Source organism: Roseateles sp. P1_C6, from assembly GCF_056406315.1.
This window is the reverse complement of sequence record NZ_JBFUAK010000007.1, coordinates 1-25,203: the sequence shown is the minus strand read 5'-3', so window position 1 is coordinate 25,203 and position 25,203 is coordinate 1. Positions and strand designations below refer to the sequence as shown.

Sequence of the window (25,203 nt, the reverse complement as noted above, 5' to 3'; positions counted from 1 at the left end):
AGACAGCCAAAAACGGACGCGCCGGCCGAAATGGCCGGCGCGAGAGTGTGCGCGAGATTGCTCAGTCGCGGCGACGGCGGCGGGTGAGCAGCGCGCCGGCGAGCGCGACGCCGGCGAGTGCGATGCTGCCGGGTTCGGGGACGGTGTTGCCACCATCGTCGGCGATGCGCAGCGTCAGCTGGAGATAGTCCACCGCGCCACCGTCAAAAGCATCGGCCGGGCGGATTTCGAACAGGTCGCTGCCGGTCAGCAAGTCCAGCACGGCAGCAAGGTCGAAGACATCCAGAGCGGCGGTGTTGAACTGCCCGATGCCGACGTCGCCATTGGTGATGTCGCCAATGAACGTGCCGTTGAGGTAGAGGCCGGCAGAACCGGCAAAGCCCCAGCCGCCGCTCATGATCTGCAACTGAGCGGCGAGAACCTGACCCGACCAACTGCTGTTCAGCAGGGCGCTGAAGCCACCTTCAAAGATCCAGGCATCGGTTTCGGTGCTGGCGCCGGCCTCGGGCAGATCGGAGAACAGGAATTGGCTGCCGATGCCTATAGGCGGGGTAGCGCCGAAGCCGTTGTCGTTGCCATAGGCCGTGACGACGGTGGCGGCCTGCGCACCGCCGGCGGCCAGCGTGCTCAAGGACAGCAGGGCGGCGGACAACCAGCGGCGGGAGGTGGAGGCAAAGGGCATGAAGGAGTCCAGGGTCGGAGGGCGCCGGAGCGCGAACCCCGACATGCTAGGGAAAACGCCCCGAGCCGGCCATCCCCGGAGCATGGGACGGGAGTGGCCGGTGCGCCAGAGCGAGGAGGGGCTCATCCTCATCATTTGCCGCCCACCAGTTGCTGCCACTGGACCTTGGCGCGCTCTTCCAGGTCCTTCAGCCAGGCATCGCTGAGGGCGCGGGCTCGGTCGGCCTCGTCCTGGGCGATCTCGGCCGCGGTCTTGGGAGGCGGCGCCGCCGTGGCTCCGGCCTCCAGCTGTCCACGGGCGTTGACCAGCAGTTCGAAGGCAGCGGCCGAGGGCGGCGTCACCGTCTGGCTGCCAGCCTGCATCTGGGTCGTCGGGGCCGCTGAGGTGGTCACGACGAAGGGGTTCACCCCCGCCGGCGTGGCGACCGGTGCACCCGGCAACACGCGCACCGTGACGGTCTGGCTCACGYTGGCGCTGGCACCGTTGCTGGTCTCCACGCTGGCCGCGACGATGCTGAGGYTGAGCTCCCCGGTGAAACCAGTCGGCGCCCTGAGGCTCAGATGGGCGAGATCCCAGCCGGTCAGATCGATGGCGCTGCCACCGCTGGCGCTGTGCACGCCGTCGCTCAGCAGGGCACCGGCGGGCAGGCCCAGCAGGCTCAGGCCAAGCCGCTCGCTGCCGAAGCGGTCGGTCAGCGCGGCATCCACCCGGGGCAAGGCGATGGCGGTGTCGACCAGGCCATACACCAGGCCCGCGCCCACCGGCAGCGTCTCGACGATGCGGATGTCGTCGATCATGGCGCTGCGCTGTGGCACGGTGGTGCCGCTGGCGATGCTGTCGCCGCCCTCCAGCACGATGGCGATCTTGCGGCTGGCGCCGTTGCCGGCAAAGCTGAAGCTCAGCGCCTGCCAGTTCAAAGCCGTGGTCGGGCTGGTGCCCGCGTGGCTGCCGACCTTGACGCCGTCGACATAGATGCCGATCTGGGTGTTGGCGACCAGGAAGCCGAGAGCGCCAGCGTAATCCAGGCTGAGCGTGTAGGTCGCACCGGCAATGGTGGCAATGCTGCGCTCCACGCCCAAGGTCTGGTAGGTCGCGCTGGCGCGGCCATTGCGCAACGCCAGCCACTGGTTGCCGTTGCCGGCCATGGGCTGGACGATGACCAGGTTGCCGCCCACGTTGGCCATGCGGTCGCCCGCGGACCAGATTTCAAAGGCGGCGGTCTTGCCCGTGGTCGGGCTCTGCACGGTCCAGCCTTCCAACGCCGGGCCGGCGACGACGCTGACCGAGGTGTTGGGGTTGGCCGTGCTCTCCCAGCCCGTCCCCACCAGCTCGCGGCTGACGGCGACGTCGCGCGGGCTCAGCACCAACGTCGGCGCATCSGCCACGGCAACGAAYTGCGCCGTCAGCAGCTGGCTTGTCGTCGCGTACTCCCCGGTGGCGCCTTCGATGGCCGTGGCCTGCAGTTGCAGGACCACTGTGCCGTTGAAGTCGCGTGGAGCGGTCAGCCTCAGCGCATCCAGTTGCCAGCCGCCAAGGTTGACAACGCGCTGTGTGGCGGAGGGCACAAAGCTGCGCGTGCCGTCGGACAGCGTGAAGCCGTCCGGCAGACCGGTCAGCGTCAGCACCAGCGTCTCCGAGCCGTCGTTGTCGACGAGGCCGGCAACGATGGTGTGCAGGGCCAAGGCCACGTCTTCCAGGCCGGTGACGGTGTTGCCCGCGGTGACGGCCAGGGTCGGCGTGTCGGCCACGGCGGCGATGTCGATGACGAGGCGGGCGGCGGGGCTGTAGAGCTCGCCGTCGAAGGCCTTGAAGCCGATGCGGGCGTAGTGCTCGCGCTGGTTGCCTTCACCCGAGCCGAAGTAGCCGGCACCGCCCGTGGCGTTGGCCGCAGGCACGAAGCGCAGGCCGCGCGCGGCCAGGTCAGCCTGGCTGAAGCGCTCGCGCACGGCGACCGCCGCCCAGCTGCCGTCGGCCTGCTGGCGTTGCAGCTCGCCATCGGCGGGCAGGGCGGTGATCTCCACCTGCAGCAGATCGGGTCGGTTGTCGGGATCGACGACGGCGAAGCTGGTCCAGCTCAGCGGCAGCGGCTGGTCTTCCGTGCCGCTGGCCTGGCCGTTCGCGGCTGTCGGCGCCTGGTTGGGCGTACCGTCGTTGCTGACGGTGATGCTGACCGTGACGATGCTGGAGTCTGCCTGGCCGTCGCTGACCTTGTAGCTGAAGCTGTCGGGCCCGGCAAAGCCACTGGCCGCCTTGTAGCTGAAGCTGCCATCGGCCAGCACGCTGAGCACGCCATGGGCCGGGCCGTTGACGACGGCCGCAGTCAGCGTATCGCCATCGATGTCGAACGCAGTGGCGAGTGGGTTGATGGCGATCGTCTGACCGGCCTGGGCCGTCAGGCTGCGGCTGGTCAGCGTCGGCGCGTCGTTGACAGGACGGACCGTCAGCGACACGGTGGCCGTGTTGCTGGGCTTGCCGTCAATGACGAAACGGTAGCTGAAGCTGTCGGTGCCGTTGAAGTTGGCGGCCGGCTGGTAGCTGAACTGTCCGTTGGCCAGCAGCGTCAGCGTGCCGTGCGCCGGGCCGTCAACCTGCTCTATCGTGACGACGGTGGTGCCGAAGACGAGGTCATTGGCGAGCACGTCGATGGCGATTGAGCCATCCTCGTCCAGCGCAACGGCGTCGCCGACGGCCTGCGGGTCGCCGATGAGCGCCACGTCGAGCACGGTCATCGTGCTGGTCTGTGCGGCAAAGCCAAGCAAGTCAAAACTCAGCAATACCGATTTGCCCGCAAGCTCCGGGGCCAACGCGACGAGGTAGGTCGCGCTGCCGTCGGCGTTGAGCTGCTTGCGCACCGTGCTGGCAAGGCGCTCGCGGCCGTTGGTCTGCAGGTTGAGCAGCGCGTCGGAGCCGTTCAGCGCGACCTTGCCGGCGATGGGCAAGCCGGTCGTGGCATCGAGCAGCGCGACTTCGAATGCGTCGAACGGGCCGGCCGCGTTCGCGAGCAAGTGCGGCGACTCGATCGTGAAGCTGAGCAGCTTGTCGTTCGCGCCGACCGTGAAGGCCTGCGACAACTGGGCCTGGCGCGTGGCGGACTCGCCCAGTACGGCCTTGCCATCCTGGATGACGACGTTGCCGCGAGTGCTCCAGCCGGTGGCATCCAGCAGATCGCCGCCACGCAGCGCGGCGTGGACGGGCAGGCCCGAGGCGAAGCTGGGCGCCGTCGTCGTCGGATGGACCGCGGCGGAGGATGCGGACGAGTCGTTGACCTGGAGCGCGAAGGTTGCGCCCGCCGAGTCGGCGTCGGCCACCGGCGGTGCACCCGAGAACTCCTTGCCAGCCGACAGGTCGCGCAAGTAGCGAATCAACTTGTCCACGCTCGCGGCGTCCAGTCGCCCGTCTCCGCTGTGCAGAGCCAGCAGCAAGGCCTGGTTCTGTTCCGCACTGCGCGCCTGGCTGCCGGGCACGCCCATGAAGCTGCCCGTCGACGTGAGCGAAATGCGATTGCCCAGGCCATCAACTTTGTACTCGTCGGGCAGGCCCAGGTTGTGCGCGAACTCATGGCCGATCAACCAGCCGAAGTAGCGGCCGATGGTGACCATGCGTGTGCTGCGGTCGGCGATGGTGCCAGCCCATGCGACCGCCTGACGGAGCGCCGCTGGCACGGACACCTGCGCCACTGCGCCGTACGCCGTGCCAGCCTGATCCTGGTTGAGCAGGCGGCTGAGCAGGTACTGCTTGGCGCGGCTGCCAACGTCGTCGCGCACGCTGCCATCGGCCTTGGTCAGCAGCAGATTCATCTGATGGCTGGGCAGGTCCACGCCCGCGCGACCGGCTTCGGTGCCATTGCCCAACAGCTCGGAAACGAAGCCCACGGCCGTGGTGCGGGCTGCGGTCTTGTCGTCCATGCTGGCGGCGCTGCCGTAGCGGATGTCGATGAAGCCGGGCGTCTTGAACTGGTCGAACAAGCCGCTGCCATCGCCGCCGCCCAAGCCCGACTTGAGGCCCTCAGCGATCTGCGCCAGGTCAGCGGCACTCAGGTCGGCGGGCAGGGCGAGCTTGACGTCGCCCCCCGAGAGCAGGTTGTAGATCGCCAGTTGATTGCCACTGAAGCCGGCACTCGTCGCCGCGTCCGCATGCGCGATCGTCATCGCCTGCGCGATCTGGTTTTGAAGCGCGTTGAGATCGACGCTGAGTTGCTGGGTCGCCTTGACCTCGCACTGAACAGCGGCGCGTCCGTAGACCTGACCGGCGAGCTTGAACACGATATTGGCGCGGATCACGCCGCGATCCTGCGGGGTGGTGAGCAGAGTCAGCATCGTGCTGGCCCCCACCTGCTTGGCCGTCCATCGCGCGTCACCCTCGACAACCACCTCAAACTCGTTGGGGTTGTAGATGCTGATGTTGCGCCACTGGCCCGCTTGAACGGCGGGTGCGTTCAGCACGCCATCGACGGCATTGAGGTCACCGAGTTCGCTGAAGTAGACCGACTGGACGCTGGTGGACCCCGCCGCCACATAGCCGCTGGCGGTTTGCTGCTCGGCGTCGAAGCGCACCGTGCCCGACAGCAGGACGGCGTCGTACAAGTTGGCAAAGCGCTTGCGGGCGGCTTCCGTCAGCTGGGCGGTCACCGTCATGGCAGCCGTCCCGCCCTTGGCCAGGGCCTGGTTCGACAGCAGCAGGCGCTCGCCGCTCGGCGTGTCTGCCGGCGTTGCGCTGGCGCCAAGCCCGAAGCCCAGGAACTCATTCGGAAGCGCATAGGCGCTGAATCTCACATCGCCGTCGCTGTCGTTCTTGAGATCCACGCGATGCTCGTTGGCGCGGAAGAACAGGCCGGCCGGCGTCCACGCCAGACCCTCGGGGGCGGTACTGGGCAAGCTGGCGGGGTTGTCGCGCATGAAGATCATCTGGTCTTCTTCGCCACCACTGGAGTCGCGCAGGGTCAGCGTGCTGCCAAACCGGATGTTGTCGATGACGACACGGTCGCCCGTGACCAGCGGAATCTTCTCGGAGGTGCCGCGGCGGTAGTTGACCAGTTCGAACTGGAGGCGAACCGACTCGGCGGCCGACGCCAGAATCCCTGCCGGGATGCCGATGATCTTCATCGTCGTGGGCGAATCCGTGGGCAGATCCCGGATGCGAATTTGCTGCGGCAGGACGTATTCGGTCGACTGGCCCGTCGCCGGGTCGTCCACCAGGAGCTTCACCAACAGCACCGGGTCACTGTCGCTGCCGGGCTGCACCGCGCCACTGCTGAGGCTGAAGCTGACCTGTTGCACCGATTGCGGCACCACGGTGCGGTTGTGCGTAAGCGTGGGAACCCCCGCGTCAAGACGGAAGCCCCACTCCGCGACCTTTTGAAGGTTCAAGCCGAAATCGCCGATCTGTTGCTTGTAGCCGAGCACAAACTTGGAGATCACCGCGTCGAAAGCCTTTTGAAGATACACCTCGACAGCTTCTGTCGCTCCCGGGATGCTCAAGACGATGCCGGCAGGCGGGAAACGCTTGATCGCGAATTTGACGAGCACCTCAATCAATTTGTCGCGCAGATAGTCGGCAACATTGGATACCCAGGCAGCCTCTTCAAGATGGCGCATGCCGAACTGAGTCCCAAAAACAGACTCGTATTTTGCGAAGGTATCCTTGAAGTCCTGAAGGTCTTTGGCTTCCACCAAAGATTCCCAATCAGGCTTGAAGCCGAGGAACTCCAGCTGACGCGCCTGCACCGCATCGCTGCCGGTCAGGCTCGCGCCGTTGTGCAGGCCCCAGCCGGGCAATTGATAACTGGTGATGAAGCGGCCGAAGTAGGGGTGGACACTGGCCTGGAAGTCGCCGTTGAAAACCGTCGGAACTGCCAGCACCGATTTGCCGAACTCCGTGTTGTCGACGGAAGCCTCCACCCGCTGAGCTTCGCCCAGCACGAGGCGGTCACTGGCACCTCCGCCGAGTTTCGAGAAGTAGAAGCCGGCGCCGACGCCCTCCCAGGTATTGCTCGGTTCGTCCTCTGCCGCAGCTTCGTCTGCAAGTTCGTTGATTTCCTCCCCGTCAACGTGGCGCCCGAAAAGCTCGCTCAGGCGCTGGATATACCAGGCCGACTGATTGTCGCCATAGGTTGCAGGACGATGGCCGAGGCCAGCTACCTTCTCAAAAGCGCTGTCTGCACGACGTCGCACGATCCAATCGCGATCCGGGAATTTGTTCTCGCCCTTGGTCATCGACGGGCTGAAGTAGCTCAACGTTGAAGACAAGGTACCGGCATACCAGGCGTGCGGACGGGAATGGGTCTGCGCCTTGGAGCCGATCAAAGGCAGGAAATCGTCCTCCGTGAAGCCCTTGAGACCGGTGAGGTCGATTTCAAAGTCGAAACCGGCATCCCGATAATCGTCCTGCGCGCCTGTCAGTGATCGACCATTGGGCGTGACCGTGGTGCCGGGGTCTGCTTTTTCCTTGGCGACAATCTGATAGTAATTGTCGGCATAGTTGATACCCTTCCAGGCCATGACATCGGGATCGTAGAATTCCGCGAAATCAATATTCTTGAGGCCCAGTTTTTCTGCGTCTAGCTGGAATATCTCAGCAAAGTCCACGATCTGGTCGACGGTTTCTCCCAATGCCCCGACCAGGGTATCGCGGGCAATTTTCATGAAGTCGTCCAGCATGTCGCCGGACCCGCCGATCTTGGCCAGCAGGCCGCCCAAGCCCAGCTTTTCCAGCAACGCATCCACGCCGCCCAGCGCCACCGCCCCGAGGAAGTTGGTCGCCAGCTTGGTCGGGTCGCCGCGATCCAGGCTGACCATCAGGTTGGAAACCGTCGAACTCTGGGTCAGCGAGGGCTGGTTGAAATCATGCGGATCCAGCGTCGTCATCTGCAGATCGGCCGGGGCAGCCAGTTTGTACTTTTCGACGCCCCAGACGATGCGCTGCGCCAGTTCCGAATTGAAGACGGTGCCGCGGCTGTGACCGATGAGATGCAGATTGCCCGACAGCAACTTGCCGCCCGCAGCGCGATCAGCCGTGAGCAGCGACGCGTACACCGCATCCGCGGCGGCTTCCGCGAAGCCGGAGTCACTCCAGCCCGACTCGAGCACCCAATCCGGGACGAGGGCGACGGGTTTGCCCATGCTCAGGGCCTCTGTCAGGCTGGTCCCTGTTTCGCCGTCCAGGCCAACCCATTGGCCGCTGAACCGGTCGTACTTGAATGCAAAGCCTTCCTGGTCTTTCGCGATGGTTCGGGCGAGTTCGGCGGCGCCCGTGGTCTCAGCCTTTGTCTTGCCAAACACGGCATTGGGAATGGACGAACTCAGACCATCCGAGCCCGAGACCAAGGGGGGCTGATAGCCGTGAGTGAGGATGGTGACGGATGAGCCGCCGAAGTTGGCGTCCTGATAGGCCTTCTTGACCGTGAAGGGCTGGGACGCGGTCAGGATCGTGCCGTCTGCCAACTTGGCTTCGGCCGCCCACCAGTAGCGCTGGCCGGCGGTGAGCTTGAACTTGGCCAGGTCAGCGTCGTCGATGAAGTCCCGGATCGTGATGGGCTGACCCGCGCGATAGACGACGCCGTCGCCGACATCAAGAAGCGTGAGGATTCGCTCGTCGTGCTCGGGGCCCTCGGCGGACAGGTCGCCGCCATGCCAGTCCGGCAACTTGGGAGAGTCGTTGGGGAAGAGCCCTTCGCCCGGCCCGAAGCTGCTGAGGTAGATGTTCAGCTCGACGATATTCTGGCTGGACTTGAGCTCGAAGATCGGGCGCGCATTGGCGTCGACCTTGGGGCTGATCAGCACCAGGTCGCCGCTGGAGGCCAAGGTGGACACGGCCCAGGACTTGGGCAGGCTGTCGTAGCGCTTGGGCAGCAGGGCATCGTTGCCCAGGCCGATGGGTTTTTGCTTGTTGCCGTCGCCCGCCTCGGCTGCGGCGATGAGGCCGGTGGCGTTGTACTGGAAGACGGTGGAGAGGACGCGGCTGTAGTAGCCGTCACCGGGGCCGCCGTACTCCTCGACCATCGCCGTCACCAGCAGCGTGCTGCCGTCGGGGGACAGCGAAAGGTTGTCCAGGCTGGCGCCCTCGATGGGCGTGGTCGCCCCCAGGTACACGGGGTTCGTGAACGGGTCCTTGATGATGCCGATCTTGCCGCCGACCTGTTTGGAAACAAGGGCGCCGTCCATGAAGCCCGGCTCGTCAAAGATCAATTCGTAGTCCGCCACGAAGGCATAGCGGCCGTCCGCCGAGACGGCGACGCCAGCCGCATGCTGGATGTTCTGGCGGAACTTGGTGCCCCACCACCACTGCGGCTGGTCGGGGCGCAGCCAGGGGGCCAGGACCTTGGCGTCGCTCCAGGCACCGGTGGTCGCATCGCGGCTGACGGTGGCGCCCGCAAAGCCCTGGTTGTAGGCACCGATGGTGCTCATCACGAACTGGCCCGGCTCCTTGCCGGCGCTGACGTAGTAAGGCACCTGGCCCGTGCGCGGCTTGCCGGAGGTGTTGAAGTCCAGGACCTTCACGTCGGCATCGCTGACGCGCAGCGTGCGGTCCGCGCCTTGACTGTCCTTGACCTGCTTCTCCCAGGCGGCTTCCACGGCCTTGAGGTCGATGACGAACACGTCCCCCTTGTCCTGGACCCCGAAGCCGATGCGGGCGAAGCGTGATGCCGGCGCGGTGACGGCCAGGTAGCGGCCCGCGCTGACCGCGAGATCCACGAAACCGGCGGAGCCCGGAGTCACGCTGGCGGGCAGGTTGAGCTGCTGGATCTCGCGCAGGAACTTCGGATCCTTGCTGTTGATGTTGATGCGCAGCAGCCGGGCAGCGCCGGCACTGCCGTACTGGTTGCCTTCGGCGACGTACATCCAGTCGCCCACCACTGCCAGAGACGTGATGTTGCTGCGGGGGCCAGGCACGTCCAGGGTGTAGACGAGCTTGCGGCTGAGCATGTCGATCATGTAGATCTTGCCCGCCCCGGCGACGTAGACGACGCGGTCGTCCGTGCCGTAGATCATGGCGTCGGTCTTCAGTCCGGTCAGATAACCGGGCAGGTCGACCACGTCTTCCAGCACACGCAGGACTTCATCGCCGCCATTGCCGCTGTTGCGCGTACCGTCGGTGAACTGGACGTGCTGGCGATCCAGCACCACGCCCAGCTCCTTCTGGGGCTTGAGCTCGATGGGGTAGCTGGGGTTGCCGGAGAGGAAGCCGTAGCCTGGACCGGCCGTGCCGTCGGGGTTGACCGCATCCATGACGCGTTCGACCTTGATCTCGTGCAGGCCCAGTGCCACGCCCGCCGGCACCTTGACGGTGGCGGAGGTCTTGCTGACGGCGCTGACCTCCAGCGTGTCCCAGAGCAGGCCACGATCCGGCGTCGAGTTGCGCTCTTCAAGGCCGCTGCCCACGGGCTTGATCCAGACCCGCAGGCGCGTCTGGCCCGACTCGAGCTTGAAGTTGTCACCCGTGAGCCTGAAGGTGGTGGCGTCCACCTGCGTGATGCCGGTCAGAGTGGGGTCGCCGACTGCAATCGGCTTGAGGGGCGTGACGCTGATCTCCAGGTTCTCGCCCGTCACCGTGGCAGTGCCGGTCTGGAAGTACTGCGCCGTCGTCGTGAAGGTGTGAACGCCGAACACCGCGGTCGGCAGCATCCCCATGAGGGCGATGGCGGTGCCCGAAGCCACCAGGTTGCCGCTAGCGGCGACCATCATGGCCGTGTTGATGGCGTTGAAGTAGATGTACTGGTAGTTGGCGTCCAGCGAAACGAAGCGCGTGCTCGATGCGCCGGTTTTCGGGTCCTTGCTGGTGCGCCGCGCGGAAACCAGGTAGTCGCCCGAGCTGGTCACGCCAGGGTAAGGCGGGCTCGCGGTGCGGGCCTGGCCATCTGCGCCGATATGGCCGTTGTCCACGACCCACCAGGTGTCCTTGACCGTGCCGTCCTCCAGCGTGATCGTGCCCCGGCGCAGGATCAGCACCTCGTACTCCTTCGGGTCCAGCCCCAAGGCCGCCGTGGAGAGCTGCAGCGTGAAGTTGCTCTTCTCGGCGCCCATGTCCAGACGGAAACCCGATAGCACCTGGAAGCCGTCAAAGCTCGGTGCCGCCAGCGGCAGGTTGTTCAGATCGAGATCGGTCAGCGTGACCTGACGCGGCGCCTGGAAAGACCCTGCCGCGATGGCCACTTGCAGCCCGCCCGCGGTTTGCAGCAGTGCCCCGCTGGCGTCAACCTGAATGGACGGTGCCGACTCGCTCAGAACGCTGGGCGCAGCGACATGAACCGTGAGTTCGACTTGGCCGGATTTGTGGATCGCGTAGACCTTCGTCGTGCCGACCGCCTTGGCGCGGATCAGGCCCTCACGCGTGACCTCGACGATGCTGCCATCGGCGACGTGATAGCTGGTGTAGAGGGAATCGGCCACGCTGACAGCGCGAACCACCTCTGTCAGCTTGATCTGGCGCTGGCCCGAACCCGAACCGTCGGCCTTGGGCGCAACCAGCGACACCGAACCGGGGTACACGTCCAAGCCGCCCAAGGCCAGTGCCAGCGTGTCGCGGCTCGGCCCGTCGATTTCGAAACTCCTCACGCCCTGCAAGTTGCCGCGCTTGGCCGTGAGATAGCCCCAGCCCGCCCGGCGCCCGGCCAGCAGGGTCTCGGTTGCCGTGGCGACGACCGCGCCGGCACCGTCCTGCCAGTTCTCGATGGACCACTGCAGGTAGTTCCCCGTCAGCGCCACGCCCTTTTCGTCGGCGAAGTCGCCGAAGGCCTGGAGCACGCGGCTTTCGCCGGAACGCAGGGGGCCCATGTCCTGGACGTTGATGGCCAGCAGCGCCGCCGAGCTGACGTTGAACTGCAGCACGATGGGGCCGCTGGACATGTAGCCGTCGTCGGCCTCGACCGTGATCGCCGCGGCGCCGGCATAGCCGGCCTCAGGCTTGAAGAGCAGGGTCTGGCCATCCGCGCTGAGGCTCGCGCTGCCGTGAACGGCACCGACGACACGCCAGTAGACGCTGTCGCCCTCGCGATCCAGCGCCACGTTGTTGAGCGCCAGCCATTTGTCGAGGTCCGTGTGAGCCAGCACCGGCGTGTCGGCGACCACGCTGACCGGTGCGCGGTTCGCGCGCCAGCCGTAGTTGGCGTACAGCACCTGGCGGTCGGTGTCGTTGCCGACGCCGTCGCCGTTCAGGTCCACGCCCGCCGCGGCGAAGGCGGCGGAGTCCGTGCCGTCGATGCGGCCGTCGCGGTTCAGGTCACCGGCGATGCTGACCTTGAGGCTGGCGGCGCCGCTGCCCGTCAACGTCAGCAGCTTCAAGCCGGCCTCGGTCACGCGGACCAGCGTGACGGTCTTGCCGCCGTTGCTGATCTGGCCGAGCACAGTCGCGCCTTCGATGGACAGGCTGGTGCCGGCCGTGGTTTCGACGGCGTAGACGATGGCGCCCTTGGCGCCGGGCGTCTTGACGGTGCTGGTGAGCTCGCTGTCGCGCACGACGAAGCTGAAACGTGCGGGCGTGGCGGCGTCCAGCGTGCCGCTCCAGCTGTTGGTGGGCGTGGCGACGCCCGCGAGCCAACCGGCCGCGGTGCCGAATTGCGCGGTGATGGCGTCGGTGATGACCGAGCCATCGGCGTGGTAGCCGATGTTGAGGTTCAGGTTGCCCTGACCGTACAGGCTGCGTGCCAACGCCAGGCGGCCGGTGCTGTCGTAGCGGTAGACGATGGCCGCGTCGGCCGTGGCCGTCTGGCGGCCGACGACGCGCTCGATGCGGCCCTGGCTGTCGCGCTCGAAGACGAGGCGGGCGTTGGGGTCGGCGCTGCCGACCAGCGCGACGCCGGCGTCAGACACCAGCCACTGCTGGCCGTCGGCGAAGCTGACGTTGCGCACCTGGCCGCGCGCATCCAGGCGGTAGCGCGTGCCGTCGGGGCCGGTCAGCTCGTAGCCGGTGGGCTGCCAGGGCAGGCCGGTGACGCGGTCGATGAGGCGCTGGCCCTGCGGCAGCAGGGCGACGGGCATGCTGGGGTCGTCGTTGACGACGGCCAGCGTCCAGCCCGCCGTGCTGCCGCTGAAGACGGGACGCTGCACCAGCGGCGAGGTCGGGTCGCTGGACAGCGGCGTGGCCTGCGTGTCCAGCGTGAAGCTGAGGTACTGCGTCGCCGCGTTGGCCGCGGACAGGCTGGCAGGGACTTGCAGCCAGACGCGCGCGCCCAGCAGCCAGGCGGCGGACGCACCGAGCGCGTCACGGCCGGCCTGGTCGTGGCTGAGGCGGGTGTCCAGCAGCGGCAACGTCCAATTGCCGAAGTCGCCGGTGCCGTTGACGTCGAGGCTGCGCGTCAGCGCCAGGTCGTGGTTGCCGAGGCGGAAGACCGCGTCCGTGGCCTGGGCCTGGATGAGCTGCTTGTTCGTTGAATCGACCAGGATGCGGGTCGTGATCTCGGTGGTGCGGCCGGCGAGGTCCCAGCCGCGCAGGCGCAATTGGTAGACGCCGTTGGCCCAGCGGGACGGATCCAGCGTGGCCAGCGTGAGGTCGCCGTTGACGCCGGCGGCTGCGTAGCCGGCCTGGGCCAGCGTGCGCCAGGCGGACTCATCCACCCGATCGCCATTGGAGGGTGCGGCTTCGAGCGCATAACCCATCAGCTGCAGGTCGGCGATGCGGGCGGTCAGCGGCGTCGTGGCCGAGATGACGGCGGGGGCACGGCTGCCGGTGTCCAGCGCGCCGCTGAAGACGAGCGTGGGCGCGGTCGTGTCCAGCGGGTCGCGCACGCGCACGGTCTGCGTCGTCGTGGCCGAGAAACCGTCGGCGTCCACGGCCGTCACGCGCAGCTCGATGAGGCCTGGCGCGCTGGGGGTGATGCGCACGCGGCCGAGGCCGTCGAGCGTGACAGCCACCCAGTCGCTGTCGGTCGAACCACGGCCGATGCCGGCGCCGCGCGCCTGCACGGCGATGCTGGCGATGGGGCTGAAGGCGTCGGCGCGCACTGTGGCGAGCACGACCTGGCCGGGCAGCACGGGCGTGCTGGGCGTCAGGTTGACCAACAGCTTGGGCGCGTTGGCGTCGGCTTCGGCGACGACACGCAGCACGAAGCTGTTGGTCGTTGAGTTGCGGCCGTCGCTGACGGTGGCCAGCACGGTGAAGTCACCCACCTGGCCGGGGCCGGGCGTCCAGTTCAGGCGGCCGCTGGCCGCGTCATAGGCCGCACCCTCGGGCAGGCCGATGAAGCTGACGGCCAGGGCGGCCGTCTGGGTCGCGCCGTCGGCGTCGGACACGCGCAGCGCGCCGACCGGGGCCGTCGCGCCCTTGACGACCGGCAGGCTGAAGCTCTGACCCACCAGCAGCGCGTGGCTGGCGGTGGCGATCTCGGGGGCCTGGTTGGTGTCGAACACGCGCACCTGCACCGTGCGTGTGACCGTGGCCTGGCCGTCGGTGGCGCTGAAGTTGAACGTGAAGGCGCGCGAATCGGCGTTCGCATTGTTGACGATGTCGGCGCCCGGCGTCCATTCGAAGTAGCCGGTGGCGGCGTCGAAGAACACGCCGCTGGGCGTGTCGGCGTCGTAGATCAGCGCCAGCTGCGTGGCGTCGTTGTCGCCGTCGGTGGTGCGCAGGCTGAAGCCAAGCGTCTGGCCTTCAGGCACCAACTGCAGCGGCATGGGCAGCAGCACCGGCGCTTGGTTGACGTTGGCGACGACGATCTCCAGCTCGCGTGTGAAGCTGGCGCTGCCGTCGCCGGCGGTCAGCTTCAGCAGGTAGTGGCTCGGGGCCACGCCGTTCTGGTTGTCGCTTTGCGCGGCGAAGAGGCCGGGCGTCCAGCGCAGCTGCAGGCGGGTCTGGCCGCCGCTGCCTTGGGCTGGCGTCAGCTGCATGCCGGTGGGCAGGCCCTCGACGGTCCAGTTCAGCAGGTCGAGGTCGCTGTCCAGGCCGGACAGGTCCACCGTCAGCGGCGTGCCTTCGTTGACCTTGACGACCGTGCGCGTGCCAGTCAGCGGGTCGCCCTGCACGGCACCGCCGGTCGCGGCGATGGCGAACAGCGTCGGCGCGGCATTGCTGGCGCGCACGACGATGCGGATGTCCTTCACCGAGGTGTTGGGCACCGGCGGGTGCTGCGGGTCGATGACGTAGCCCGAGTCGGCCGGCGGCAGGCCGGCGTCGGTGACGGCTAGGCTGATGTCGAAGTTGCCGCTCAGGCCCGCGGCCGGCGTCCAGACCAGCGTGGCATGGCCGTAGCGCGGGTCGGTCTCGATGCGCGCACCGGCGGGCAGGTTGGTGGCAACGTAGGTCAGCACGTCCTGGTCGAGGTCGGCAACGAGGATGGGCACGCGCAGCTCGGTGCCGGCCACGGCGACGACCTGGGTCGGCAGCGTGATGACGGGCGCCTCGCTGGGGCTCTTGACACTGACGACGATGCTCTTGGCCGTGGCCGCCACCTGGTTCACGTCGCCGTCGCCGTTGTCCTGCGCGACGATGGTGAGCGTGTAGTCGCCGCGGTGGTTGGCGCCCGGCGCGAAGCGGATGACGCCGGTCAGCTTGCCGGCGCTGTTCAGCGTCTGCGTGTAGGTGGCGAAGCTCGGCAGGCCTTGCACGGTCAGCGTCAGCGGGTTGCCGTCGGCGTCGGTCGCCTCCAGCGGGATCTCCAACACGGCGCCGCGGTCGACGAAGGCGTTGGTCACGTCCTTGATCTCGGGCGCGCGGTTGGCGTTGCTGACGACGATGGGCAGCGTGATCTGGCTGGTCAGCTTGGTGCCGGTGCCGTTGCCGTCGTCGGTGGCCTTGACGGTCACGTAGTAGGTGCCGGCCTGGGCGTAGCCCGGGGTCCAGATCAGCTCCAGCGTGTCGCGGTCGAACGTGGCACCCGGCGGCAGGCCGGTGACTTCGTAGTCGACGCTGCTGGCCGTGCCCACGGGGCCGCTGGCCTGGCCGCCGGGGGTCAGGCGGATCTTGGGCTCGAAGCCCGGGTTGTCCGGGTCGAAGGCGAACACGCTGATGCGCAGCGGCTGGCCTTCCAGCACGCCCCAGGTCTGCACCGCGTCGAAGACCGGCGCGCCGTTGGCGTTCTTCACGTCGAACTTGAGCTCGCGCTTCACGGCGGTGACGGCGGTCTTGCCATCGGGCATCGTGAAGGTGGCGATCAGCGTGACCGGCAGCGTCAGCAGGCCGGCTTGGGCATAGCCCGGCGTCCAGGCGAACCAGCCGGTGTCGGCGTCCAGCGTGGCGCCAGCAGGCAGCCAGTCGGCGCTCCACTTCAGCTGGACGCTGCTGCCATCGGCCTGCTGCAGGCCGCCCGGCACGGCACCGGGCAGTTGCAGGCCGAAGCGGTCGCCCTCGCGCAGCACTTGCGTCTCCAGCGTCGGGAAGACAGGCGTCGGCCAGCCCTGGTTGACGGTCAGGTTGAAGCGGCGCTGCACCTCGTGCTTGCCATCGCTGGCGACGACGGTGATGTCCTTGTAGACACCGGCCTGGTCGTAGCCCGGCGTCCAGCTCAGGAGGCCGGTGACGGCGTCGAAGAACGCGCCGGCCGGCAGGTTGCGCACCAGCACCGTGACGGTGTCGCCGTCGGCGTCGCTGGCCAGCAGCGGCAACTGCAGGCTGTCGCCCTCCTCCAGCACCAGGTTCTGGACCGCGTCGATGACCGGCACATGATTGGCACCCGCCACGTCCAGCGTGAAGCGGCGCAGCGCGACGCCGCCGCGGCTGTCGATGACGCGCATCAGGATCTGGTTGTCCGTGCGGTCGGTGGCCTTCGGCGTCCAGTGCAGCGTGGCGTGGTTGCCGTAGCCGCTGGCGCTGCTTTCCACCAGCGCGTCCTGCGTGATGGTCATGCCCGCGGGCGCGCTGACCAGCTCCCAAAAGAACAGGCGGCCGTCGCTGTCGACGGCACCGAGGTTGGCGGTCCAGGCCGCGCCGGCCGTGGCAGCCGGCAGTGCGACGGTGGTCAGGTCCAGGCTGCCGTCGGCCTTGAGCTGGCCCAGCACCGGCGGCGTGTTGTCGTAGGGCAGCGCGTAGACGCCGTGGCCGAGGTTGACCTTGACGATCTGGCCCGAACCCGGCGTGGTGCCGAAGCTGGACGCCGGGCGCACGGTGACCGTGCGGTTGGACAGCGTCTCGCCGGTCTTCAGCGGATGGCCTTGCAGCGCGGCCGTCAGGTCCAGCACCCACAGCTCGGACTGGGCGCCATCACCCTGGGCGGCGCCCAGGATGCTGTCGCCGAAATAGCGGCCCGGATCCAGCAGCAGCATCAGCGGACCCTTGAGGTCGTCCACGCCGATGTTGGTGATGTTGACGTCGTAGCTGATCGCGCCGGTCAGGCGGTCGGCGCGCGTGTCGGCGAACTCCAGCCGCACGATGTTGGAGATGTCGGTGACGGCGGTGAAGACCAGACCCCAGGCCTCGCCCAGCGTGACCTGCTGGGCGCTGCGCACCGTGTTGACGATCTCGACGCGCCAGCCGCCGGCCGGCAGGTTGGGCAGCGTCAAGATGGCGCTCTTGCTCGCCGCATTCCAGCGCACGCTTTCGGGCGTCAGGATCAGCGTGCTGTTGGCGCCGGTGGCGATGAGACTGTAGTTCTTCGGGTTCAGCACCGAGGACGCACTGGTGGTGTCGGCGCCATCGGCACCGGTCCACATGGCCTGGTCGAAGCTGATCGCCAGCTGCGTCAGCGGCAGTGGCACCAGCGCACCGTCGCCAATGCTGGCGGACACGACCTTGGGTGCCTTGATGGGCGCCAGTTCGTCGATGCGGTTGGTCTCGGCGACGAGGATGCGGCCGTCGGCGGTCGCGACGATGCTCTCGCCGCGCGTGCCGCCTTCGGCCAGCTTCAGGGCGCGGCGGCTCTTCAGCTCGATGGCCCAGACGGCGCTGCTGTGCGCGACCATGCTGCTGCCGTCGGCCACAACGGGGCGCTGCGCCGTGTTGCTGCTGGCCAGCAGCAGGCCCGCGAGGCCGGTGCCGGTCTTGCCGAAGGTGATGCTGTCGACCAGGCCGGCAAGGCGGTACTCCAGCTCGGCACGGCCCTTGGTGGCGCCGCTCATCGGGAAGCTGATGATGTCGGTCGTCGCTTCTGGCAGCGCGCCCTTCACGTCACTGCCGGTCCAGCGCACGGCCCACAGGCGGTTGTCCGGGCCGAAGGCCAGGTCGCCGACGCGGGTGTTGCTGAAGTGGGTCCAGGCGCGTGCGGCCTCGGCCTTCGGGTCGAAGATCTCCACGCCATTGCCGCTGGCCACATAGATGAGGCCGGTGCCGGGCTGGATGGCCAGCGCGTGCGTCAGCGGCTCGCCGGCCGGTGCGCGGGTGCGGCTGATGACGGCGCCGCTGCTGCTGTCGATCATCATCAGCTCGGCGCCGGTCATGACCCAGAGGTTGCCGACGGCATCGACAGCCATGTCCATGATGGCGGTCGTCGTCGTGAACAGCGGCTGCACCGAGCGGCCGCCGTCCTTGCCGAAACGGAAGACCTGGTTGCGCTCCGCGCCGGCGCTGGCGAGCACCGAGCCATCGGCCAGTTCGACCATGGCGAGCGCGCCGATGTCGCCCTGGCTGGCGGCAAAGCCGCTGGCGAAGCCACGCAGCTGCAGCGGCGCGAGCACCGATTGCAGGTCGGCACCCAGGCCGCCGAGGGCCGGTGTGATGACGAAGCCGGGCAGCTTCTGCGCGGCCTGGGCGAACAGGTCGCTGGCCGTGTAGTTTCGGTCGGGCGCGGCAGCTGGCAGTTCGGCGCTGGTGTCCAGCGACTCGGTGACGCCCAGGCCTTGCTGGGCTTCGCTGCGGCTGCCGTCGTCGGGCAGCACGGCGTTGGAGACGCTGGCCGCCTCGCGGTTGCCGGCGTTGTCGGTCGCGACGGCCAGGAACTCGTAGTGCTTGCCGGCCTGGCCGGTGAAGATGGCCGTGCTCTCGGCCCCGGCCACCTGCTTCTGCCAGATCTTGAAGTCGCCACCGTCTTCGGCGACGTAGACGGTCACGTGCTTGACGCCGGCCGCGTCGTCGGCGGCCTTCCAGTTCAGCTTGAAGGTGGGCTGGCCACCTGCGTTGTTGCCGTTGCTGGTCACGGTCAACGTCGTCACCGGTGCTTCGGCGTCCAGCGTGTGGCTGATGGAGGCGCTGACGATCGGCGGCGTGGCGTCGAAGAACACGCGCGCCGATGCGCTGATGTTGGCGCCGCTCTGTGCCACGTCGCTGGCGCGGATGGTGTACGACACGAAGCCGCCCGTGGCCTTGCCGTTGGCGTCCGGCGGCAGCAGGCCGCGCGACGGGTCGTGCAGCACTTCGCCGGTGTCGGGGTCGATGGCCTGCAGCAGCCAGGTCGCGACGCGCGACTCGGCGTCGATGCCGGCGCTGACGCGCAGCACATAGCCCTTGCCAGCGGCGCCGGTGAAGTCGAAGTCGCCCTGGAAGACGGCCTGGCCGGCGGGCACGTGGATGTTGATGTCGCCGATCTTCAAGTCACCCAGGCGCAGGCTGCGCGCGTCGAGGTCGGCGTCGATGGCCGTCACCAGACGGATTTCTCCCACCGGCGCATTCGTCGCGTTGTTGAACGTCAGCGTGTAGGGCAGCGCGTAGTCGGTCGGCACATAGGTCGAGCCATTGGCCGCCGGCAGCGCCTGCGGGCCGCGCACGCTGATGGTGGCGCCGGCATTGGCCTGCGCTTGCGCGGCCTGCTGCAGGTAATTGGTCAGGTTCAGCGCCTGCGGGCCGACGGGGCGGAACTCGGCGTCCAGCACGCCGATGTGGCGCAGGTACTCCAGCTCGGCGCGGTTGCCGGCGAAGACGTCGAAGCTGATGAAGTGCGTGGACTGACCGGCGTGCTGGTCGTAGTCGGCCGGGTTGGGCGCGACGGGCACGGGCACCTCGACGACGGTGCCGTCGTCGGTCTGGCGCACTTCCTCGTAGTCCACCGGCGCATGCGCGGCATTGCGGTCACCGGCGTACTTGGCGGTGTCGCCGTACCACTGCTGCACCTTGGCAAAGAAGCCCAGCAAGTCGGCCTGCGTGCGGTAGCTCTCGCCGGCCTTGGACATCAGGATGCCGGTGGCCAGCGTGGCGTTCAGGCTCAGCACCAGCTCGTCGCTGCGGATGGCCGGGGCCGTGCCTTCGGGGCGAAGCAGGCCGGCGGTTTCCAGCGCGCCCAGCCAGCCCTTGACCCATTGCGCCTCGTCGGCCGCCAGCACGGCCAGCGTGCTGGGCGCGGTGGCGTCGGCCAGGATGGCCGTGCGCAGCGCCTTGGCGTGCGCGGTCTGGTCGGCGATGAACTCGGCGCGCGTCAGCGTCGTCACGCTGGCCAGCGTGTCGAAGCGGAAGGGCATCGCGAGCGCCTCTTCCTTGGTGATGTGCTCCTCGGGGTCCTTGGACAGGAACTTCTTGGTCAGACCCTTGGAGATCTTGTCCAGGCCGGTGACGCCTTCATCCAGGATGCCGGCGGCCTTCCAGTCCGGGCGGATCGCGTAGAGCTTGTCGCGCAGGCCTTCGAAGTCGTAGTTGATCCACTCGGCCAGGCCCGGGTAGGTCTGCACCTTGAAGGTGGCGCCGGCGAAGCCGTTGGCCGCCAGGTCGAAGGCATAGCCGGGGGCCAGGTTCCAGCCCTTGGTGTTGTCCATGCCATCCAGGGCGGCCCAGGGCACGTCGGCGCGCACGCCGGTGGTGGGCGTCGTGCCATAGGCCTGGTTGTTGCCGTTGCCGGCCGCAATCGCGCCATCGGGCTGGCCGCCCACGTTGGAACCGAACACGACGAACGGCAGCTCCAGGCCTTCCAGCACGTATTTGCTGTTGCCCATGTCGGTCGCGCCGACGTCGAAGCGCACATAGGGCGTGTCGACGTTGGTCAGGCTCTGCAGGCTGACGCTGTAGACGGCGGAGTCGCCCGGGTTGATGTTGCGCGGGCCGCCGACGCCGATGGCGGCGTCGACCTCGATCATGCGTTCGACCAGGTAGCGGTAGGGCTCGACGACGCGCGAGCCGTCGGGGTTGGTGACGATGACGTCGAACAGCCCCATGGGCACGTGGCGCAGGTCGAAGACGGCGCGGATGTGGGTCGCGTCCAGCACTTGCCAGCGCTCGGGTTCGATCTCGAACTCTCCCGGGCGGGCCAGCTTGACCAGCGCGCCCGCCGCGAAGCGGGCCCCCTCAATGTCCATGGTGACCCAGCGGTGGTCGTCGTCGCCGACGCCGCCCTGGTCCGGCGTGACCTTGGTGATGGACAGCGGCAGCAGGTCCGCGCGCAGCGTGACCGGCGTGGCCGCGCCGCCCTGTCGCGAACGCACCAGGATGTAGTAGTCGCCGGCCTTGGTGGTGGGCACCAGCAGCGTCTGGTCGGGGGAGACGGGGTTGCTGTAGGCGACGTCGAAGGCGCTGCCGGTGGGCACGTCGTTCCAGCGCACGTAGACCTCGTTGGCGCCGGTGGCAGCCGTGGAGTCGAGCAGCACGCGCAGCGTTTCGCCGGCGGCGACGCTGACCTTGTAGACCGGCGTCTGGTCGGTCGACAGCGTCGTGGCCAGTGCCTGGCCGACGGTCAGCACGGGCACGTCGACGCGCAGCGTGGCGCCGGAAGCGGTGCGGTTGTTGGCCTCGCCGGGCGGCAGGTTCAGGCCCGTGTCGGTGTAGGTGATCTTGCCTTCGAAGACCTCGTTGTAGAGGTCCGGGCGCACGATGACGCGCCAGCCGCCGTCCTTGAGCGCCGGCAGCTTGGCCTTCAGCGTGGCGGTGTAGGTGCCGTTGGCGCCCACGTCGCCGACATGGGCGACCTTGCCCAGCTGGATGTCGTTGAGGTCCCAGGCGTTGTCGGCGGACAGGTACAGCGCATCCGTCCAGCGGCCGTAGGCCGGGTTGATGGACGTGTTCTGGACGGTGAACGTGATCTCGACTTCATCTCCGACCTTGGCGCTGCTCGGCACGACGACGTTGGTGACGACGAGGTCGGCCGGTGGCGGCGTCTCGATGCGCATCGGCTGGATGGCCGCGGCGTTGTTGTTGTCGTCCTTGCCGAACTCCAGCACCTGGCCGGTGTCGCCGCTGCCCCAGATGCGGGCCGGGTCGGTCACCACGAAGACGTAGTAAGGCCCTTCCAGATCGCGCGGCGCGGTGTAGGTCAAGGAGCCCGTGTAGCTGCCGCCGGCGGCCAGGCCGCCGCCATGCTGCACATAGCCCAGGTAGCGGTCCTTGTTCAGGTCCAGGAAGCGGTCCTTGGACAGGTAGACCATGTCGTACCAGTTGCCCTGGTCGACCGGTGTCTTGCCGCCGAGGTTCTCGACCTTGTAGGCGACCGTGAAGTTCTGGCCGGCGATGACGGCGTCGGGCGCCGTGACGCTGGTGACCTGCAGGTCGGGCGGCGTGGCCAGCGATATCGGCAGCGCGATCTTGTCGGTGTTGTTGGCCTCGTCCTTGAACTCCAGCACGCCGTTGCTGCCGCTTTCGCGCAGCACGGGCAGGCCGACGCGCACGGTGCTGGGCACCTCGGCGTAGAAGTCCTTGAAGACGCCGGTGTCGGCCTTGACGATGAGCTGGAAGTTGCCGCTGATCGACGTCGGGATCGCGAACGTTGCCGTCTGCGTGTAGCTCTCGCCGGGCTTCAGGTAACGCGGCTTGCCCACGGCATCGGTCAGGTAGATCTGGCGCGCGCGCAGCAGCACCTCGATCTCGCTGCCACGGTCCACCAGCGGGTAGTCGCTCGGGTCCAGCGTCGCGTCGCGCGACAGGTAGACGCCGTCCATCCAGCCCGCCACGCGGGTGTCGCGGGTGCCGCGGTTGGTGACGGTCCAGGTCGCCGTGATCGTGTCGCCCGAACTCGGGTTGGGGTTGCTGACGGTGATCGAGTCGATCTGCAGATCGGGCTCGCGGTAGATGATGTCCAGCGCGCCCTGGCCCAGGTTGTTGTCGCGCTTGGCGCCCTCGAACACCGACGTCGCGTAGAGGCTGTCGCGCGTGTAGACGTTGTAGTCGCTGTGCGGCGTGGGCGGTGCGGTGATCTCGTCCTGCGACTGGTAGCGCGGGTCGGCGCTCTCGCCATGGGCAAAGTCCGGCGCCAGCGAGTCGGTGTAGTGCTTGGCGTCCGTCATCACGTAGACGTAGTACTTGCCGTCGGTGCCCGGCGGCAGCTTGACGACGGCGCTGGCGGTGTAGCTCTCGCCGGCGCCCAGCGTCGTCGTGTTGCTGTGCACGACCGAGCCGATCTGCGTGGCACGTGACGGGATGAAGGTCGGGTCCGGGCTGACCCAGATGTTGTCCAGCCAGCCGCGCGTGCCGGTCCACACGGCGGCGCCGAAGTTCTGCACCGTCCAGGTGACCGTGGTCTCCTCGCCGGAATAGTTGGTGGGCAGCGTCGTGACGTTGGTGACGCGCAGGTCGGCCGGCGCGTTCGTCACGTTGGACGGCGCGCGGTTGACGTTGTTGTCCTCGGCCACTTCGGCGACGTCGTTGCGGCCCAGGTAGCTGTAGCCGGCGTCCGTCTGCACGACGAGATAGCCACCGCTGACCGACGGGCTGAGGTTGACCGTCTGGTTGACGCTGTAGGTCTCGTTGTTGCCGATGCTGCGCTGCTGCTTCAACTCGGCGATGAGCCAGTAGACCTTGGCCTGCGTGGGATCGGGGTTGTCCATCAGCCAGACCTTGTCGGTCCAGGCGCCGTCGAAGGCGTCGCCGCGGTTCTTGACGGTGTAGCTGAAGCTGTAGCTGCCGGCGGCCTGGGCGCTGGTCGGCGCGATGACGCTGCTGACGACCAGATCAGGCGGCGTGATGCCCAGCACGCTGATGGGGCGGGCCTTGTAATTGTTGTTGTCGACCTGGGTCGGGTCGTCGGGGTTGATGTTGCTGGAGAGGGTGTCCTCCAGGATCGCGTCGTAGGTGTCGCTCCAGACGGTCAGGTAGTAGTTGCCGGTCCTGACGCCGTCGGGGATCTGCACGTCCAGCTGGCCAAGGTAGTCCTCGCCGATCGCGAGGTTGCCGGTGTGCGTGACCTGGCCGATGCGGATGTCGCCCTTGGAAGGATTGGGCCGGGTCTTGTCGACCGTCAGCCAGACCGTGTCGGTCCAGCTGTTGGTCGTCGCGGCATCGCCGCGCGTGGTGGCCGAGCCCTTGTTCGTGACCTTGTAGCGCACCTCGACGGTGGCGCCGTGCACGACTTGGTCGGGCGCGACGACGTCGCTGGTGACCAGATCGGCGAAGGGCACCGGGTTGATGTGGAAGCGCTCGGCGCGGGCGTTGTTGGCCTCGTTGGGGTACTCGTCGACGCGGTTGGCGCCGTCGGCCACGACGATGAGATAGACATCGCCGCGGTAGCGGATGGGGATGTCCACACCGTTGACGATGGTCGTGTAGGGCTCGCCGCCGGGGCTGAGCGCGGCGCCGCTGTCCACGCGGGCCAGCAGCACGTCGTCGGCGCTGACAATGCCGTCCAGCGACAGGTAGACGTAGTCCTGCCATTGGCCGGACGTGGCCTCGGGGCCCAGGTTGGCGACGGTGAACCTGAAGCCGGCGGTGGTGCCGGCGGTGACGTTGGTGGGTGCCTCGATCTTGGTGACGCGCAGGTCAGGGCGGTCGTTCAGGCTGACGGTGATGGCGTCGGTGTCGGTCGTCGTGTTGTTGGTGCGGGCGTCGCCGAACTCGTAGACCTGCGGGCTGCCGCCGGTGCCCAGCAGGCTGTTGGTGACCACGCGCAGGCGGTAGCCGCCCTCGATCTTGCTCGGCAGGCGGACCTGCTCGGTGCGGCTGTAGCGCAGGCCGGCGTCCACGCCACGGTCGTAGGTGAAGTTGCCGAGCACGACGGTGGAGCCGTTGGGCGCCAGCAGCAGCACGGTGTCCTGCCACTGGCCGGCGGCGCGCGCCAGGCCTTGGTTGAGCACGGTCCAGCTGATGTCGACGAGGGCGCCTTCCTGCGCCGTCGCGGGCGCGTCCAGGCTTTCGACAATGAGGTCGGGCGAGTCGCTCAACGTGACGGGCACGGCCAGCGAGTGGCCCACGTTGTTGTCACCGTAGATGAACTCGTAGGGGCCGCTGGTGGCCACGTTAAGGAACCAGTCGCCGGAGATGCCATCGGGCAGCCGCACGTTGATGCTGCGGTTGTAGGTCGCGCCCACGGCCATCTGGCCGAGGTGGCCGGCATTGCCGAGGTCGTAGCGCTGGCCGCTGCCGTCGGCGTTGCGGCTCAGCCAGACCTGGTCGTTCCAGCTCGTCGTGTTGGTGATGCCGATGCCGCGGTTGGCGACGGTCCACTGCACGGTCAGGTCGCGGCCGCTGTAGGCGGTGCTGGGCGTGCTGACCGACTCGACGCGCATGTCCGCGTACGGGATGGGCATCACGTCGGTCGTGTGGCCGGCGTCGTTGGTGTTGTTGGTCTCGCCGCCGTTCTCCCAGACGGCGCCGGTGGCGTCCGACTTTACGAAGATCGTGCCGTGGCGGCTGAAGGCCGGGCCGAAGCTGTAGTCCAGATGACCGGTGTAGCTGGCGCCCGCGGCCAGCGCGCCGTCGTGGGCGACGTTGCCCAGCACGATGTCGTCGCCGTCGCCCAGGATGGCGTTGGTGCTGTAGACGATGCGATCGGTCCAGCCGACCGAGCGGCCGGCGCCGACGCCGACGTTCTGGACGGTCCA

At 67.9% G+C, this 25,203-nt stretch carries 2 protein-coding genes; both read right to left on the bottom strand.

The window, feature by feature from the left end; all coding sequences use genetic code 11:
• Positions 1 to 61 precede the first annotated feature (61 nt).
• A complete protein-coding gene (locus AC1D29_RS16100; protein ID WP_477899132.1) occupies positions 62 to 727 on the bottom strand; it encodes a PEP-CTERM sorting domain-containing protein in 666 nt (221 codons plus the stop codon).
• A gap of 86 nt (positions 728 to 813) precedes the next feature.
• The gene (locus tag AC1D29_RS16095) at positions 814 to 25,101 is read right to left on the bottom strand and encodes an Ig-like domain-containing protein (protein ID WP_477899130.1); all 24,288 of its coding nucleotides are present in this window, start codon (positions 25,099 to 25,101) and stop codon (positions 814 to 816) included.
• Positions 25,102 to 25,203 lie beyond the last annotated feature (102 nt).